The sequence below is a fragment of the Chitinophaga filiformis genome (assembly GCF_900102545.1).
GTDB classification, from domain to species: domain Bacteria; phylum Bacteroidota; class Bacteroidia; order Chitinophagales; family Chitinophagaceae; genus Chitinophaga; species Chitinophaga filiformis.
Window position 1 is genome coordinate 18354 of record NZ_FNBN01000014.1, and the last position, 15776, is coordinate 34129.

Consider the following 15776-nt stretch of genomic DNA (forward strand, 5'->3'; position numbering starts at 1 on the left):
GGACTAAGATATAACTAATTCCACGTGCATGCTGGCCTATGTTAGAAAAAGTATCGGAATGATACTCATTTGCTGGTGCTGTACAACACGCACGATGGCCCAGAACCTGGTGCTGAATGCCTCTTTCGAAGATGTAAATATCTGTACGGAATATACAGCGCCCTGTGCCCCATCTGCCTGGCTCTCTGTGGCCCCGGAGGTTGCCAGAATGAAATATCTGTGTAACGGCTCCGCCCTTCAGGGGCAGCACCATGTTTCTTTATTGCAGGAAGGTCGTGATAACCCCGATACCAGGGTATATATCCAGACACGCCTGTTATGTCCCCTGGAAAAAGGCCGGGCATATAGGATACGCCTGTATATGAACACCGACAACTACCCCTTACGCGCCGGCATCCGCTTTGATACCGCCTTCATTTTTACCGAAAATGCCATCTGCCTGACTGCTCCGGCCAGCACAGAACTGACTGAAAATGACGTAGAGAAGAAGCTGTTCCGCCTCAATCATCCCTGGTATATACTGGAAAAGACCTACGTGGCAACAAGCGCATCCACGCATTTGATTATAGGCAACTTCAGACCTCCCGAGAAGAAAGGTGGTTATAAAAACGCACAACTATTTATCGATAGTGTCAGTATTACACCTGTAGATGGCCAGGTAGCCTGCTCCGGACAGGACAATATCTTCGTGGATCTCTATTCTGAACGTCACCGGCATACTATTCCCGAAAAATTCATCGCAGCCGGTAGCCTTATTCGTCGCCTGGATAGCCCCACAGGTTGTGATACCATTATCCTGAAGGATGATTTGTTTACCGCAGATAGAAGTAGCCTGAATATCCGTTACAAAGAACAGATAGATGAAGCATTGAAAAATTACCGGACTGGCGGTCGTACCCATATACTGCTGATCGGTCATGCATGGCAGACTGCTTCAGATGAATTCAATAAGATCATTTCTGCGGATAAAGCCAAAGCCGTTGCCAATTACCTTGTCTATAACGAAGGATATAGCTTTGAGGACTTCGAAGTGCAGGGTGTCGGCAAGCAACATCCCCGTTATGATACAACAGGCAACGCTGCAGGCGACAATAACCGTGTGGAGATGATTATTTGTCGTCCGCCTGTCGCAAAAGATACCAGCCGTCCCCATAAGGTGGCCCAACGCCCTGATACCCTTATCATTCCTGATATCCTCTTCAAATTCAACAGCAGCGAGCTGAATACGGAGTTCTACAGCTCACTGGACAGCCTCATGAAAAAGATACCCCGTGATGGTAGTATACAGTTGCAGGTAAGCGGTCATACGGATAATGCGGGCACTACCGCATATAACAACACGCTCTCCGTCAAACGTGCAAATGCAGTAGCCCACTACATGCAGGAACATGGTCTTGGAAATGATATCAGACAGATCAATGGCGCAGGTGAAAGTCAACCGGTTGCTACCAATCAGTCTGCTGAAGGAAGAAGAAGGAATCGCAGGGTAGAGATCATCATTTTTTATAGTCCTGATTAATCTTTTCCTTTGAATGCCCGGTTGATGTGTTGACCCACGCTTTCCGCTTCAGTACTCACATTTGCCGACAATCAGATTATAATTAAAATGATATATGAAATTCTTGTAAAAGAATGATTGTTTTTATATTTTGTCCAATATAGGAATATAACACTGCTTGTTTTAACCAAAATCTGATAAGGAAGAATTGCTTATGTCGATGAGACTCTATGGTTCGTAACCTGTTAACGGATGTAACTTATTGCACTATCGGACAAAACCATGCTGTTCCAACAAGGACAGCCTGAATTTTCATGCTTTTTTCACATCACTTATTCTAAACTTACAGCTTATGAAATTTTTTACAGGGCTGACGCTGGTCATGCTATTAGCTGTCTGTTCTACCGCATTTGCCCAGAAAGGGAGGGTAGTGCGTGGACAGGTAGTTGCCGGAGAAAACAGGCAGCCACTTGAAAGAGTGGCCGTACTGGAAAAAGGCACACAAAACCATGTATTTACTGGAGCAGCCGGCGACTATGCAATAACCCTCACCGGCGACAATGCTACATTGGTATTCTCTTACGTGGGCTATGGCACACAACAACTGCCTGTTGGAAATGGTGAAACGCTCAACGTCACCATGCAGTCTTCCCAGAAAGATCTGAGCGAAGTAGTCGTGACTGCCTTTGGCGTAAAGAAAGAAAAACGCGCACTGGGCTACACGATTCAACAGGTAGAAAGCAAAGATCTCAACGTGAATCATCAATCTAACGTGGTGAACGCACTACAGGGAAAGGTGGCCGGGGTACAGATCTCCAGCGCCGGAGGTGGCCCGGGTCAGGGCTCCCGCATCATTATCAGGGGGATTAATTCCATTGCGAGCGACAGAAGCAGTCAGCCGCTGTTTATTGTAGATGGCGTGGAAATAGATAACAGCACTTACACTACCGGTGATGCTGAAACCAGGGGGATGAGTAACCGTGCCAGTGATATCAATCCGGACGACATTGAAAGTGTATCCGTTCTCAGAGGCGGAGCGGCAACAGCGTTGTACGGTATCCGCGCCGCGAATGGAGCAATTCTGATTACTACCAAATCCGGTAAAGCCGGCAAGCTGCAGGTGAGCTACAGCGGTATGTACGGCCTGGACAAAGTAAATAAAACACCGGATGTGCAATCAAGATTTTCGCAGGGCTACCTTGGTGTATATGACCCTGCCAGCTTCTGGCCTACCTTTGGTCCTACTGTAGATGAGGCGAGAAAGCTGGATAATACTCATCCGGCACAACTGTATAACAATTACAAGCAGGCCTTCGAAACCGGTACACAAACGCGTCACACGGTGAACCTGACCGGTGGTTCTGAAAGAGCACAGTTAATGGGATCTATGTCCTATTTCAACCAGGATGGTGTAATCCCTTTCAGTGATTACAAAAGCTATAATGCACGCCTGAATACACAGTTTAAGATCAGCGATAAGATCAGTGCAGGGGCCTCGCTCAACTATATCAACTCAGGTGGTAACAGGATAAATTCCGATCGTTATGGTGAGCAGATCATTTACTGGTCGCCCCGCTGGAACATGAAAGACTATGTGAAACCCGATGGTACACAACAGACTTACAGCACTGGTACGAACAATCCTATCTATACCTTATCAACCAACAAGTTCAGGGATAATGTGAACCGTACTATCACCAGTGCGTTCATTAGCTATAAGCCTGTACAATGGCTTAATTTTTCTTATCGCATCGGGAACGATTTCTATACGGATGGCAGAACACATCAGGCGCCCGGTCCAATGGGACTGGTGGGAGAAGCGCCGAACCTTGATGACAATGAATACGGCTTCATTTATGAGTATAACCTGCGTAGCCGTAACCTGACATCTACTTTATTGGCCAACATCACGCATACCTTCAATAAAAAGTATTCCATCGACCTGAAACTGGGCCATGACCTGCGGGATCAGCGGGTAAGAAGGAACAGCGTTATGGGAGATACACTGGTCGTACCTGATCTCTTCCTCTTAGGTAATGCCAAACGTGTCACTGCTGATTCCTACATCATGGACTACAGGAACTATGGTTACTTTGCCGACCTGACCCTGGGACTGAACAACTACCTGTTCCTGGAAGTGACCGGCAGAAATGATCTGACTTCCACTTTATCACTGAGCAACCGTAGCTACTTTTATCCTTCTGTGAGCCTGGCTTATATCTTCAGCGATCAGTTTAAACTGCCCGGCTGGTGGAGCTATGGTAAGGCAAAGGTGTCTTATGCGAAGATCGGTAAAGACGGAGATGCCTACGCGATCACGAACGGATTCGAAACAGGACTTTCCCTGGGTTCAACCATTCCGTTCTACCAGAGCAGGACTTTAGGCAACCCTAATCTTCGCCCTGAATTTACCCAGACGCTGGAAGCAGGTACTGAGCTGAGATTCCTGGAAAACAGGCTGGGCATGGAAGTGACCGTTTATCAGCAGAAGAGTAAAGACCTGCTGGTACCTGTAGACGTTTCTCCTACCACAGGTTTTGACAAGGCTTATGTCAATGCCGGTGAGATCAATAACAAAGGACTGGAAGTGACATTGTCTGCTATGCCGGTACACACAAAAGATTTCAGCTGGGATTTCAGGGTGAACTTTTCAACCAACAGGAACAGGGTAGAAAAGCTGAATGATAACCTGGGACAGATCGTTATCTCTACACAATTTGGTTACCTCAGTTCCAGTGTGACGACCAAGCTGGTTCCGGGGCAGTCTTACGGGGCACTGTACGGCAGGACTTACAAACGCTATTATGGTAACGAAGTGGATGATAAGATCACGCTTCGTAAAGATCTTCCAATGCTGATCGGAGCCAATGGTTTCCCTGTGTTGGATGATGCATCCAATCAGCGCTACCTGGGTAATAGCTTGCCTAAGTGGATCGGTAGTACAACACAGACTTTACGCTACAAACAACTGTCGCTCTCATTGTTGCTGGATGTACGCCATGGCAATTACAAATACAATCAGCTGTCCAACTTCCTGGCTGCGTTTGGCGAATCGAAGGTGACGGAGAACCGCGATCAGACGATCGTGTTCAATGGTGTACTGGCCGACGGAACACCTAATACCAAACCTGTGTACCTCGGCCAGGCCAAAGGTCCTGATGGGGTAGATTACGGCGCTGGTTTTTACAGGAACTATTACAGGGGCGCGAGTGAAAACTTTATCGAAGATGCCTCCTGGGTAAGATTGCGATCTGCATCATTATCTTATACCTTGCCAGCGCAGTGGCTGAGTGGTACCAGGACGATCAGCGGAGCTACGGTATCATTCACAGGTAATAATCTCTGGCTGCATACAAAGTATACCGGCTTCGATCCTGAAACAAGTTCCTCCTCGGCAGGTAATAACGCATCGGATGCATTTTCTGGATTTACTTATCCGGCTACACGCAGTTTCCTTTTCAGCGTAAACCTTCAATTCTAAAACAGCCTATCAATGAAACGCACACATCGCAAAATATATACAATGGCGCTGGCTGCAGGACTGTTGTTCTCGCTGGCAGCCTGTGAAAAAGGATACCTGGATGTAAACCAGACCAATCCCAATCTGACAGAAAAGCCGCCTATTAATGGTTTGCTTGCAGGAGTGACTTATCAATCGGCAGTGGATGTTTTTTCTGTAGGAAATATCACTTCCTATTATGTACAGCAACTCGCATCTCCCAATGCCGGTAGTGGTTCCGATATCTACGACGACGTAGACAGAAGTACTACCTGGAGATATATCTACCTGAATGTCACTGATATCCGCCAGATGAAGAAACTGGCCCTTGAACGTAACGCTTATGAACATCTTGGGGTGGCCGACATCCTGGAGGCGTTCAACATGAGCATGCTGGTAGATCTCTTTGGTGATGCACCCTACCGCGAGGCATGGAGTCAGGGCGAAAACCTGAAGCCGGGATACGACTCAGCAAGGGCCATTTATGACAGCTGCCTGTCGCTGATAGACCAGGGAGTAGCAGCATTCAACCTGCCGGACCCTCAGGTAACCCTTGAAGCCAGCAATGACCTCATACACGGGGGGAATAAAGCTGCCTGGATCAAAACAGCCTATGCCCTCAAAGCCCGTCTGCTGAACCGGATGAGCAAACAGGCGAACTATGCCCCGGCGGCTATTCTTGCAGCGCTGGGGAATGCCTACGCCAGCAATGCCGATGATGCCCAGGTAACCCGGTTTGAAAGCCTGAGCCTCTGGAACGGGGTGGCTAAGAATAACGCCAGCGGTACCCTGGACGGATGGTTGAGCGCTAACTTTGTAAATGCCCTCAATGGGACCACTTACGGCGTTTTTGATCCCCGCCTTCCCCTTATTACCGACACGACCCGTTTCGGCGATTATAGGGGCACTGTGAACGGTGTGGGACGTACCGGCTCTGGTACCGACAACTCAGCATGCGCATTATCGCCAAATGGGTACTATTCCCGGGGCGGAGCCCCATTATTGATGCTCACCTATGCCGAGATGAAATTCATCGAAGCAGAGGCCTCTTTTGGCTCAGATAAGGCCAGGTCTTACCAGGCATACCTGGATGGTATTGCTGCCAATATGGATAAGGTCGGGGTCGCTGCTGCGGCTAAACAGGCTTATTTGAGCAATCCGGTAGTTGCAGTGGGTGTTGCATCATTTACTAAAGAGCTGATCTTCAAAGAGAAATACGTCGCAACCTTCCTGCAGCCGGAAACCTGGACAGATGCCCGCCGGTTTGATTATAAGTACAAGGACTTCAAGTTGCCCACGAATGCCCAATTGAACACTTTCATCAGAAGAGTCGGGTATCCTACATCAGAAACCAGTCGCAACGGGGAGAATGTGCCGGCAGTTGGTTCACTGGCGGATCATCTTTGGTGGGATAAGTAAGGTTGAAATAACGCCCCCCTGGCTTCTCTGGTATATATTCGGTACCTATTCGGTGCGATCTATAACCTATAGGCTCCGTACTATAGCATTATAAGCACTGTTGTATAGCGATGGCTATAGAACGGTAGGCCTAATGTAGGACTACAGAGCCTATAGATTAAGGATCGTAGTATAGTCGTATACTATTGGTACTATGGATGATCTGATCCGGAATTGTCACAGGTCCAACTTAAAGGCATGTTAAAGGCATATCAAAGGCATAGTAAAGGCATGGATAAAGCATGATATCGTGGGTCATTTTTGGACCTTATAACGGGAGGGTATCCGGATCCATATTTCGAGGATATTACCAGCATCAAACTTGCATATAACTTGTATCGTCTTCCGATAATCCTCCGATTCGATCGGAAGATGATACAAGTTATATGCAAGTTACATACAAGTCATAAGGAGATATTGACTTTGCATTAGAAGGACGAACAGCCCAATGTATAATCAGGAAAAAACAGGAATTAACGTTGGAAATATCTCAGGCGGGGCAATTTAATTAGCGTTGCTGTTCACCTGGCTAAGCGGAAAACTGGCGTAAAAAGTAGTACCCTTACCCAAAACGCTCTCAAACCACAATTCTCCCTGCTGCAAAGCCAGCAGTTCTTTACAGAGTACAAGCCCCAGGCCGATTCCCTTTTCATTATTGGTACCGAAAGTAGACTGGCTTTTAAGAGAGAAAATCTCTTGCTGCTGGCTAGGGTCAATGCCAATCCCATTGTCAGCGATCATGAGATGACAGGTACCGCCATTTATCTGCAGATCGATGCTGACCTGTCCGCCGGTAGGGGTGAACTTAATAGCGTTATTGATCAGGTTGCGGACTACCAGTTCCAACATATTATGATCAGCCGTGATATAGATGGTTGGATCTACGTGGGAAGTAATGTTGACAGACTTTTTATCTGCCAGCATACGTTGTATAGATAAAGCTCTTTCCACAGCTTCATGGACATTCTCTGATGACAACCTGACACCTTTGCCATCCATCTGCAGTTTTGACCATGTGAGCAGGTTGGTCAGCAGGTTGGAGGTATTCTTCGTCAGGGTCAGCAGTTCATCTCCCAGCATTTTCTTCTCTTCCTCCTCCAGGTCATATTCTGCGATGAGGTGGAGGGTGGTAATGATGGAATTAAGAGGACTCTGAAGATCGTGAGCAATAATGGAGAACAGCTTGTCCTTTTTCTGGTTCAGCTGTTCAAGATTGATATTCTGGGTATCTATTTTGTTGGCACGTTCTTCGGCAGTCTGTTTTTCCCTTTCGTAGTTCTTTCTCAGGTAATTGGTTATCAGGTAAATACAAGTCAGGGTGACAATATAACTCGAAAGAATGTCAATATACCTGTTTGAAGCGTCCCTGTAACTATCTGCTATCCATGCCGGATCAAAGTATTCTTTGGTCAGCAGCACCACTGGGATCAACAGGTGCAGGAGGGCCCAGAGCCAGTGTCTGCGGCGGGGACTGAATGCGATCAGGAGGTTAAAAGTCAGGAAGAATAGTAGCAGGGCAGGGCCATGGCTACCGGAATTGAGGTAAAAAGTGGCAGTCAGCGTGATATAACTGACTATCACATAAGCCAGCATACTGGCATAATAAATACGCCTGTAACGGGAAAGGTAAAAAAAGAAGATCTGTAATGCCAGCAGGGTGGCAACCATCACCCATACAGCCGTGAGGCCTAGTAGCATATTAAAGGGCAGTAAGACTGTCAGCAGCACCATTGTCACAACGCTGATGGAATTAAAGGCCCGGTTCTCAAATGAGAATGATGCAGGGTCTCCTACCAGTTCTTCCCATACGTCGGCTAGTTTACGTACAATTTTATGCAAATGCTGGCTTTTATAGTCTAAATGCTGATAATAGATAAGTTACGCAAAGTTCATAGTTTAAAAGCGAATATTTATAACACATAGATGTTATAACTTTTATATAACAAAATATGGAATGATCTTAGCATATTCTACAATAAACTACTTTTTTATGAGAAGTGTACAATGTAAGGGTATAGCAGTAATAACATTACTCATAGCGTTGTTTTCCAATCAATTATATGCACAGAAGCAACAGGACAATAAGGAACAGGCAATAGAAAAGATGGTCACAGCCCGTAATTATGTGTTTAAGGCCCAAACGGTGCTGCCAACCAGTCCGACAGCTAACAGGCAGCTGACCTCAGATTATGACGTGAGGATCTCTCCCGACACGGTTATCACCTATTTGCCTTATTTCGGCCGAGCCTATAATGCGCCAATGGACCCGACAAAGGGAGGTATCCAGTTTACTTCTACAAAATTTGATTATACACAGACTGCCAGAAAGAAAGGAGGATGGGATATTGTAATTAAACCGCACGATACACAGGATACGAGGTTAATGTCTTTCAGTATTTCAGAGAGTGGATATGCTTCATTACAGGTTATCAGCAACAACAGGCAGCCTATTACTTTCAACGGCTATATCACCGAAAAGAAAACTAAAAGATAAGTTAAAGTTCCGCTAACGTTTTCCAATTCTGGCATAGAGGAATAGTTCTTGTTTTATATCAGGTGAACCAAAAATTTTAACTATGTCAAAGAACAGTAGAGAAGGCGTTAAGCATGCAATCCAGGAGTTGGCGATGGGTAACTACAGAAGCTACCCGGAAGAGTATGGGGTCCAGATAGAGGATACAGCTGCCAATGTGCAGTCTTTGGCCAAAGGATATTGGGATAGCCGTGAGGTCAAGGAAATACAGCGCGATGAAAAACTGGGCATTCGCCTGGATGATTACAAGCAATGGACACAGGAAGCGTTTGTAGCATTTATGAAGAATAATGAGTATTCTTTAAGTTAACGGATAGCACTCTTAAACAGGAAACATTTTACTGACTGCGGATAATACTATTACAGATAGTTTTATCCGCAGTTTTTTTTATTATCTTTAGAAAAACCGCTAGATCCACCCGTTATGAAAGCAAATACCGCCAGTCGTACAGCCCAATATATGGCGCTGTTCCGGGCACTGGAGACGAACCGTCCGTCCGGAAAAAGACTGTTTACTGACCCTTATGCTGTTTCTTTTCTTACTGCAGGATTTAAATTCGTTACCCAATTATCTGTTATCCCTTTTATCCGCAACCTGGTTTATGGCATTATCCGGAAGAGAATTCCGGGAGCGCTGTCGTCGGGTGTGGCACGTACCCGCTATATTGATGAACTGCTGCAACAGGCCGTGCGTAATGGCGTCAGACAGGTCATCATATTAGGGGCAGGATACGATACCCGCGCCCTGCGATTGGGTTTCCTGCGCGCATTGCCCGTGATTGAAATAGACCATCCCGATACCGCCAGATTAAAACAGGAGCGTGTCAGGAGGAGCCTGGGAAGAATGCCGGAAAATGTACGATACATCCAGACCGACTTCAATGACCGCAGCCTTGATCAGCTGGCCAATGATCAGCAGATTGACCGCACATTGCCAACCGTTTTTATTTGGGAAGGTGTCACGAATTATCTTACTGCAGATGCCGTTGCTGCTACCTTTGCCTTCATGCAACAGTTTGCCCGTGGCAGTTATGTGATCTTCACCTACGTGGATGAAAAGATTATCCGATATCCCGCCGCTTTCTTCGGCGGTGAAAAACTACTGGAAGACCTGAAGCAGATCGAAGAACACTGGACCTTTGGACTGGAACCTTTCCTTACAAGGCGTTACCTGGACAATTTTGATATGGACCTGCTGGAAGATTACAGTGCCGGAGAATACCGTAATCACTATCTACCCGAACGTTCTGAAAAAGGATATGAATTCTACCGTGTCGCCTTTGCCGTAAAACGATAATAAAGCCCGTATTTAAATTTCTATTCTATATTTTTATTGTATAACTGACGTGTATGAAAATTTACTCCATACTACTAGCATTTTGCATGATGTCAACAATTTCCTTTGCACAGTCAAAAGAAGAAAAGGCCGTCGCCTCACAGGTGGAACTATTAAGAAAAGCCATGGTAGATGCAGACAAGGCTTCACTGGAAAAAGTAGCTAATGAGAAATTATCTTACGGACACTCTGGTGGTAAAATAGAAGACAAAACCGCTTTTGTTTCCAATATCGTGAGCGGAAAATCTGATTTCGTTTCCATAGATCTCTCTGATCAGACGATTGCTATAAGCGGCAATACTGCAATTGTAAGACATACGCTTACTGCAGAAACTAATGACAATGGTGTGGCTGGACATGTAAAGCTATATGTATTACTCGTGTGGAGTAAAGAAGGCAGTCAGTGGAAACTGCTTGCCAGGCAGGCAGTCAAAGTTCCCGCCTGAGGCCGTCCTTAAATTTACCCATAATGATGAGAACATTACTCCAACTTCTACGGGAATATAAGCCTGTGAGGAGGGAAATCTCTGTGGCATAATTTTTTGAGATTTATTGCGTAATACAGAGGCAATGAACAGCCTTATCTGTTAACCAATAAAACTTATTATTATGCAAGCTACAGTTGAAACTATTGAGGTACTGAATGATCTTATCCAGATCAATAATGACCGTATAGAAGGATATGAAAAAGCGTTGAGGGAGTTAAAACAGGAAGATTCAGATCTGAAGGCATTGTTCTCTTCCATGATCAGCGAAAGTCATGAGATCCGTCTTGCATTGGGAACAGAAGTAAATGTACTGGGTGGTGATATGGATAACTCTACAACTACAAGTGGTAAGATATATCGCGCCTGGATGGATGTGAAAGCCGTGTTTACAGGGCATGATCGCCATACAGTACTCGCTAATTGTGAAGCCGGTGAAGATGCAGCACAACGTGCGTACAGAACAGCGCTGGAAGATGAAGATCTGCCTGCTTACCTGCGTGAAATGATCACCGAACAACAGGCTACTCTGAAAGCTTCTCATGATCAGATCAAGGCGCTGCGGGATGCCAATAAAGACAGATAAACAGTATATAGGGCGAATAAATGCGGAAGGCTGCTCAATTATCGGGCAGCCTTCTGCGTTTTAATTTTATCCTTCTTCAGTATTTAACAAGGTAAGGTCTTTTTCCATCAACGGTTTGATAGCAGCAAATATCTCGCTTAACTGGCTGACACGGCGATCGGTGTCATTACTCCAGGAGGTTGTACTATTAAGTGACTTAATAATCTCCGCTGCTCCTTTTACCTCCAGGTTCATCACACTGGGCTTCATTTTATGGATCACTTTTTTAAGTTCGGGAAGATTTTTCTGCTGTTGCAGCGTGGCCAGCTCAATAATATATTCATCCAGTGAAGAGATGAAAAGCATGATCATTTTCTGAATGAAAGCCGTACTGGTATTACTTATCTTGTATAAATAAGTATAAGTATACAATTGATGTTCCGGTCGCATAATGGGTTGATACTATCGTCAGGCGCCCTCTATTTCACCTGTCTGTAACATTTTATAAATGGTGGATTTGCCAATATCCAGTTTCTCCGCCACAAGCAGCACATTATCATCGTACCTTTTCAGGTAATTGCGGATGATGAGCCTTGTATATTCTCTTAAGGTGAGTTCCGTATTCAACACAGTATCCACGTCATGATTATTACCTGAGAGGAAGGTAATATCTTCAGGTTCCACGAGATTATTCTCTGACATGACCGCTGCCAGTTCCACTACTGACTTTAGTTCGCGCACGTTTCCCGGATAGGTGTAACCCAACAGCTTTTCTCTCGCGCTGGGAGACACTTTTATTTCAGGTACTTTATTTTCCTTACAGTAAGCGGTCAGGAAATGCTGTGTCAGCAGCAGGATATCTTCTTTGCGCTCACGCAGGGGAGGGAGCGTAATAGGAAGACCAATGATACGGTAATAAAGGTCTTCACGGAAATTACCCTTTTTTACTTCCTCCGCAAGGTTCTTGTGAGTGGCAACTACCAGCCTGAAGTCCAGTTTGATCTTGCTGGTGCCTCCGAGGCGGGTCAATTCCTTCTCCTGCAATACGCGCAGCAGCTTGCTTTGTATATTCAGATCCATTTCCCCGATCTCATCCAGGAAAAGGGTACCGCCATTCGCTTCTTCAAAACGGCCGGTCTTCTTATTCAGTGCACCGGTAAAGGCGCCTTTTTCATAACCGAACAATTCGCTTTCCACCAGTTCCTTCGGAATAGCGGCCATATTTACAGGCACAAAAGGATGACTGCTTCTGGCAGAATTATAATGGACAGCCCGCGCCACCAATTCCTTACCGGTACCGGTTTCGCCTGATACGGAGACATTGATAAGTGAGCCGGCAGCTTTATCTATTAATTTGAAAACGCTTTGCAGGGCAGGACTATTACCAATAATAGACCGGGAATAGTCGTATTTGGTCTTGAGTTCGGCCTTGAGCTCGGAAATCTCATTCTTGAGAGAAAGCTTTTCCCTTAAGCGGATGATTGCCTTCCACAACAGTTGTTGGGTATTATCATCTTTTACCAGGTAATCTTCTGCCCCCATTTTTAGCAGATCCACTGCAGTAGTGATCCTCTCCTGAGCGCTGATAATGATAACAGGGAGATTTGGCTGGGCCTGTTTAATTTTTTTGTAAAGTTCTTCCCCGTTCATATCAGGAAGCCCAAAGTCGATGGTCACAAGATCTGGTTTCCGGTGCAACTGCGCCAGGCATTCCTTGCCTGAGCCAATCAAGGTTATTTCGTAGTCGGGGTTTTGACTAAGGTAATGCTGTAATAATCCTCCGTACCACTTATCATCCTCTACAATAAAAATCTTAAAATCGAGCATTCATGGAATTTTCTGTTAATTTAGGAAAATTTCCCATCATCAAAAAAGGCCTCACGTAGCTACCTTTTTAAAGATAACGCCGGAGGCCCGATAGGGATTATGTAGGCAAGCAAAAAAACAAGGTAATTGTTCACTGTTCCTGTGGTTTCATCAACAGGCCCCTCTGCCTCACAAATCCATTTGCATCGGGGCCCTGATGAAGCACTCTTAAAGCTGGTAAGGGATCACACTCTAATAACATCATTGTACGATCATCGCCTGGCCCCTCCAACTCACACTAACAGCAACCACACGAGGGGCCGGGATGACAGTCCACATACTCAACACAATATTTTTAAAGATCTTTTTACTGTTTATCATCGCCTGGCCCCTCTGCGACACATTTCCATTTTCACCGGGGCCGGGATGACGCATTCTCAAAGCTGGCAAAGCATCACATCCACATCCTTAATCTGTTTCAATTTCTTCTGATTCATCGCCTGGCCCCACTGTTTCACTTGCTGCGCCTGCACCGGGGCCGGGATGAACGTCCACAAACAACACAAAATGTCAACTGGAATCCTGAATACTCCTGAACTAGTCTCAGTCTACATTTGCACCATATCCATTGTTAATTCCTCGAATTGTCAATATATTCCTGTAAAGCAGCGGGGTAGAGCAGCACTTCTGCCAGTTGTTCCTTCTTGCGGGTGGCGGTAAAGTAATTTCCTTCCAGGAAGATGTCTCCCACCTGCTGCTTGAAAAATTCTGATTTAAACTGAGAGGCTACCAGTTGTGCAGCGCAGCTCATGTCCGCATATAAAGGCTTGTTCTGGAACAGCTGCTCTACATGTTTGCGTACCTTGTCGATATAATGGCCGCTGATACGGTAACCGTTCCATCCGTGCGCTACCAGTTCATTTGCTCCTCCACTCAGTGGTACGATCACTGGTCTGCCGTAACTCATCGCCTGCAGAATGCTGATATCAAACGTATCATGATGGTGCTCAACATGAGAGAGATTCAGTACCACAGCCGCACGCTGGTAGAAAGGATGCAGGTTCATCTGTGTGCCGTATATCATCAGATTGTCGGGCATCTGGCAGTGTTCAAAGTACGCGTCAATATGTTTCTTGTGGGCATTGATCACCAGTTCAAACTTTGTCGCTGGCATGAGTGTAGCTAGTTCTAGCAGTTCACGCAGGCCGCTTTCTTCATCGAGAGAAGCCACCATCAATACCGTTTTACGGGAACCATGATTGGAATGCAGCACTGCTTCCTGTACGAACGACTGAGGCAGACAACTGTGTACAACATGTTTCTCTGCTTTCGGGAAAGTCATCTGTGACTGTAAGTAGCGAGAGCCGAACACCACCTGTGTGGCCAGTTTTTTCGCAGATTCATACAGTAGCCCGCGAAGAAATGGTACGTGTACGGCCATTTCATGAATGTGATAAGTGATCGGCGCGTTCTTCAGCCTGCCAGCCCATGCTGCTCCCAAAGGCAGTAAGGTATTAATATACACTTTCGCTTCCGGTTCATACAAACTCAATACCTTCCTGAAAATCAGCACTTGCGCCAGCAGGAAGCTGAAGAATAGACGCCATTTGTTCCCCCGTTCAGAATAATTTATGTAGTGGTACTGTATACCCGGGACACCTGTAAGGAACCCTGGCATTTCACCAGTACGGTTTGTGATAAGATGCACTTCCAGACCTTTCTCTATCAAGGTTTCCAGTGACTGGCGAAATACCAGTGTGCTACCGCTCCTGTCGTTTTGCAGATGTACTGCTATGATCTTTTTCATGATATGCGTTGTTAAAGTTGTGGTGATAAAAGGTATAGGGATAAACAGGACACTTCTTTAACAGTTGTGGGCCTATAGCAGGCGGCGTAGATTATGAAGATCTCAGAACGTCGTATAAATAGCTGAACAGTGAACAGGATGCCAGTACCAATCCTACGAAAAAGAAGAACCTGTTGTTTCTGCGTTTTTTCTTCAGATAATCCTGTACCACAAAAAGTTTGTTAAGCGTGGCTGTTATATGTTCCAATACACTGTCGTCTTTAATAATGTAGTCAAACGCACCGTTCTTGAGTGATTCTGTTGCGATTTCCGGTTGCTGACGGGAGCTGGCGAAGATCACGAAGATGTCGGAGTTGAATCGTTTGATATCCTTTAACAAGTCCAGTCCGGTCATATCTCCCAGGTCATGGTCCAACAGTACAATATCCGGCTCGTCTGACAGTTGCAACAGAAAGTCTGTACCCGATAAGAAGCAAGTCACATTTTCATATCCCTGTGCCCTGAGGTGCTTATCGTATGCGGCGAGACAGAATGGATCATCATCTACCACGTATATCTTACTGTCGAATTTGTTAGCCATTGTTTCGTTGTTTGATATAGTAGAATCCATTTGGATGCCAGATTGCGGAATCGTGCCAAAGCCGCTATGGTGGCTGACTTCAGAATTGGCACAGGACGAGAAACGTCCATTTGCAGGAAAAAATTCCAAAAAATGGAAAAATGGGGCAGGCTCATAAAAAAAACGTTCCGCGACAGGCAGAACGTTTCAGATAATATGGATATGTATTT

The 15776-nt window shown here is 45.7% G+C and carries 13 protein-coding genes; 8 read left to right on the plus strand and 5 right to left on the minus strand.

Going from position 1 to position 15776, the window contains the following annotated elements; translation table 11 throughout:
* Positions 1-58: 58 nt before the first annotated feature.
* The 3 genes from BLR32_RS32135 to BLR32_RS32145 all read left to right on the plus strand — a co-directional run bounded on the left by BLR32_RS32135 (position 59) and on the right by BLR32_RS32145 (position 6416).
* Complete coding sequence (locus BLR32_RS32135; RefSeq protein WP_176842504.1) at positions 59-1519, plus strand: OmpA family protein; 1461 nt, start codon at positions 59-61, stop codon at positions 1517-1519.
* A gap of 331 nt (positions 1520-1850) precedes the next feature.
* Positions 1851-4979, plus strand: coding sequence for a SusC/RagA family TonB-linked outer membrane protein (locus BLR32_RS32140; protein ID WP_089838511.1), 3129 nt, complete (start codon positions 1851-1853; stop codon positions 4977-4979).
* 12 nt (positions 4980-4991) lie between these two features.
* On the plus strand, positions 4992-6416 hold the full coding sequence (locus tag BLR32_RS32145; RefSeq protein ID WP_089838513.1) for a SusD/RagB family nutrient-binding outer membrane lipoprotein: 1425 nt from the start codon (positions 4992-4994) through the stop codon (positions 6414-6416).
* Between the two features lie 543 nt (positions 6417-6959).
* Here the strand turns inward: BLR32_RS32145 and BLR32_RS32150 are convergent.
* The gene (locus tag BLR32_RS32150) at positions 6960-8294 is read right to left on the minus strand and encodes a sensor histidine kinase (RefSeq protein WP_089838514.1); all 1335 of its coding nucleotides are present in this window, start codon (positions 8292-8294) and stop codon (positions 6960-6962) included.
* Positions 8295-8445: 151 nt separating this feature from the next.
* Here BLR32_RS32150 and BLR32_RS32155 point away from each other — a divergent pair, with 151 nt between their 5' ends.
* The 5 genes from BLR32_RS32155 to BLR32_RS32175 all read left to right on the plus strand — a co-directional run bounded on the left by BLR32_RS32155 (position 8446) and on the right by BLR32_RS32175 (position 11395).
* Positions 8446-8949: a DUF4251 domain-containing protein gene (locus BLR32_RS32155; protein ID WP_089838643.1), complete on the plus strand. Its 504-nt coding sequence runs from the start codon at positions 8446-8448 to the stop codon at positions 8947-8949.
* A gap of 82 nt (positions 8950-9031) precedes the next feature.
* A complete protein-coding gene (locus BLR32_RS32160) occupies positions 9032-9298 on the plus strand; it encodes a hypothetical protein (protein WP_089838516.1) in 267 nt (88 codons plus the stop codon).
* A 114-nt stretch (positions 9299-9412) separates the two neighbouring features.
* Positions 9413-10285 carry a class I SAM-dependent methyltransferase gene (locus tag BLR32_RS32165; protein ID WP_089838518.1) on the plus strand — a complete coding sequence of 291 codons (873 nt, stop codon included), beginning with the start codon at positions 9413-9415 and terminating at the stop codon, positions 10283-10285.
* 86 nt (positions 10286-10371) lie between these two features.
* Positions 10372-10770 (plus strand): nuclear transport factor 2 family protein, encoded by a 399-nt coding sequence (locus BLR32_RS32170; protein WP_245705577.1) that lies wholly within the window; start codon positions 10372-10374, stop codon positions 10768-10770.
* Between the two features lie 163 nt (positions 10771-10933).
* Positions 10934-11395, plus strand: coding sequence for a PA2169 family four-helix-bundle protein (locus tag BLR32_RS32175; protein ID WP_089838520.1), 462 nt, complete (start codon positions 10934-10936; stop codon positions 11393-11395).
* A 66-nt stretch (positions 11396-11461) separates the two neighbouring features.
* On the opposite strand, the gene BLR32_RS32180 is transcribed toward BLR32_RS32175, so the two are convergent.
* The 4 genes from BLR32_RS32180 to BLR32_RS32195 all read right to left on the minus strand — a co-directional run bounded on the left by BLR32_RS32180 (position 11462) and on the right by BLR32_RS32195 (position 15567).
* Complete coding sequence (locus BLR32_RS32180) at positions 11462-11824, minus strand: hypothetical protein (protein WP_143011668.1); 363 nt, start codon at positions 11822-11824, stop codon at positions 11462-11464.
* An 18-nt stretch (positions 11825-11842) separates the two neighbouring features.
* Positions 11843-13201 carry a sigma-54-dependent transcriptional regulator gene (locus BLR32_RS32185; protein WP_089838525.1) on the minus strand — a complete coding sequence of 453 codons (1359 nt, stop codon included), beginning with the start codon at positions 13199-13201 and terminating at the stop codon, positions 11843-11845.
* Positions 13202-13811: 610 nt separating this feature from the next.
* On the minus strand, positions 13812-14987 hold the full coding sequence (locus tag BLR32_RS32190) for a glycosyltransferase (protein WP_089838526.1): 1176 nt from the start codon (positions 14985-14987) through the stop codon (positions 13812-13814).
* A 91-nt stretch (positions 14988-15078) separates the two neighbouring features.
* Positions 15079-15567, minus strand: coding sequence for a response regulator (locus tag BLR32_RS32195; RefSeq protein ID WP_176842506.1), 489 nt, complete (start codon positions 15565-15567; stop codon positions 15079-15081).
* Positions 15568-15776: the final 209 nt, after the last annotated feature.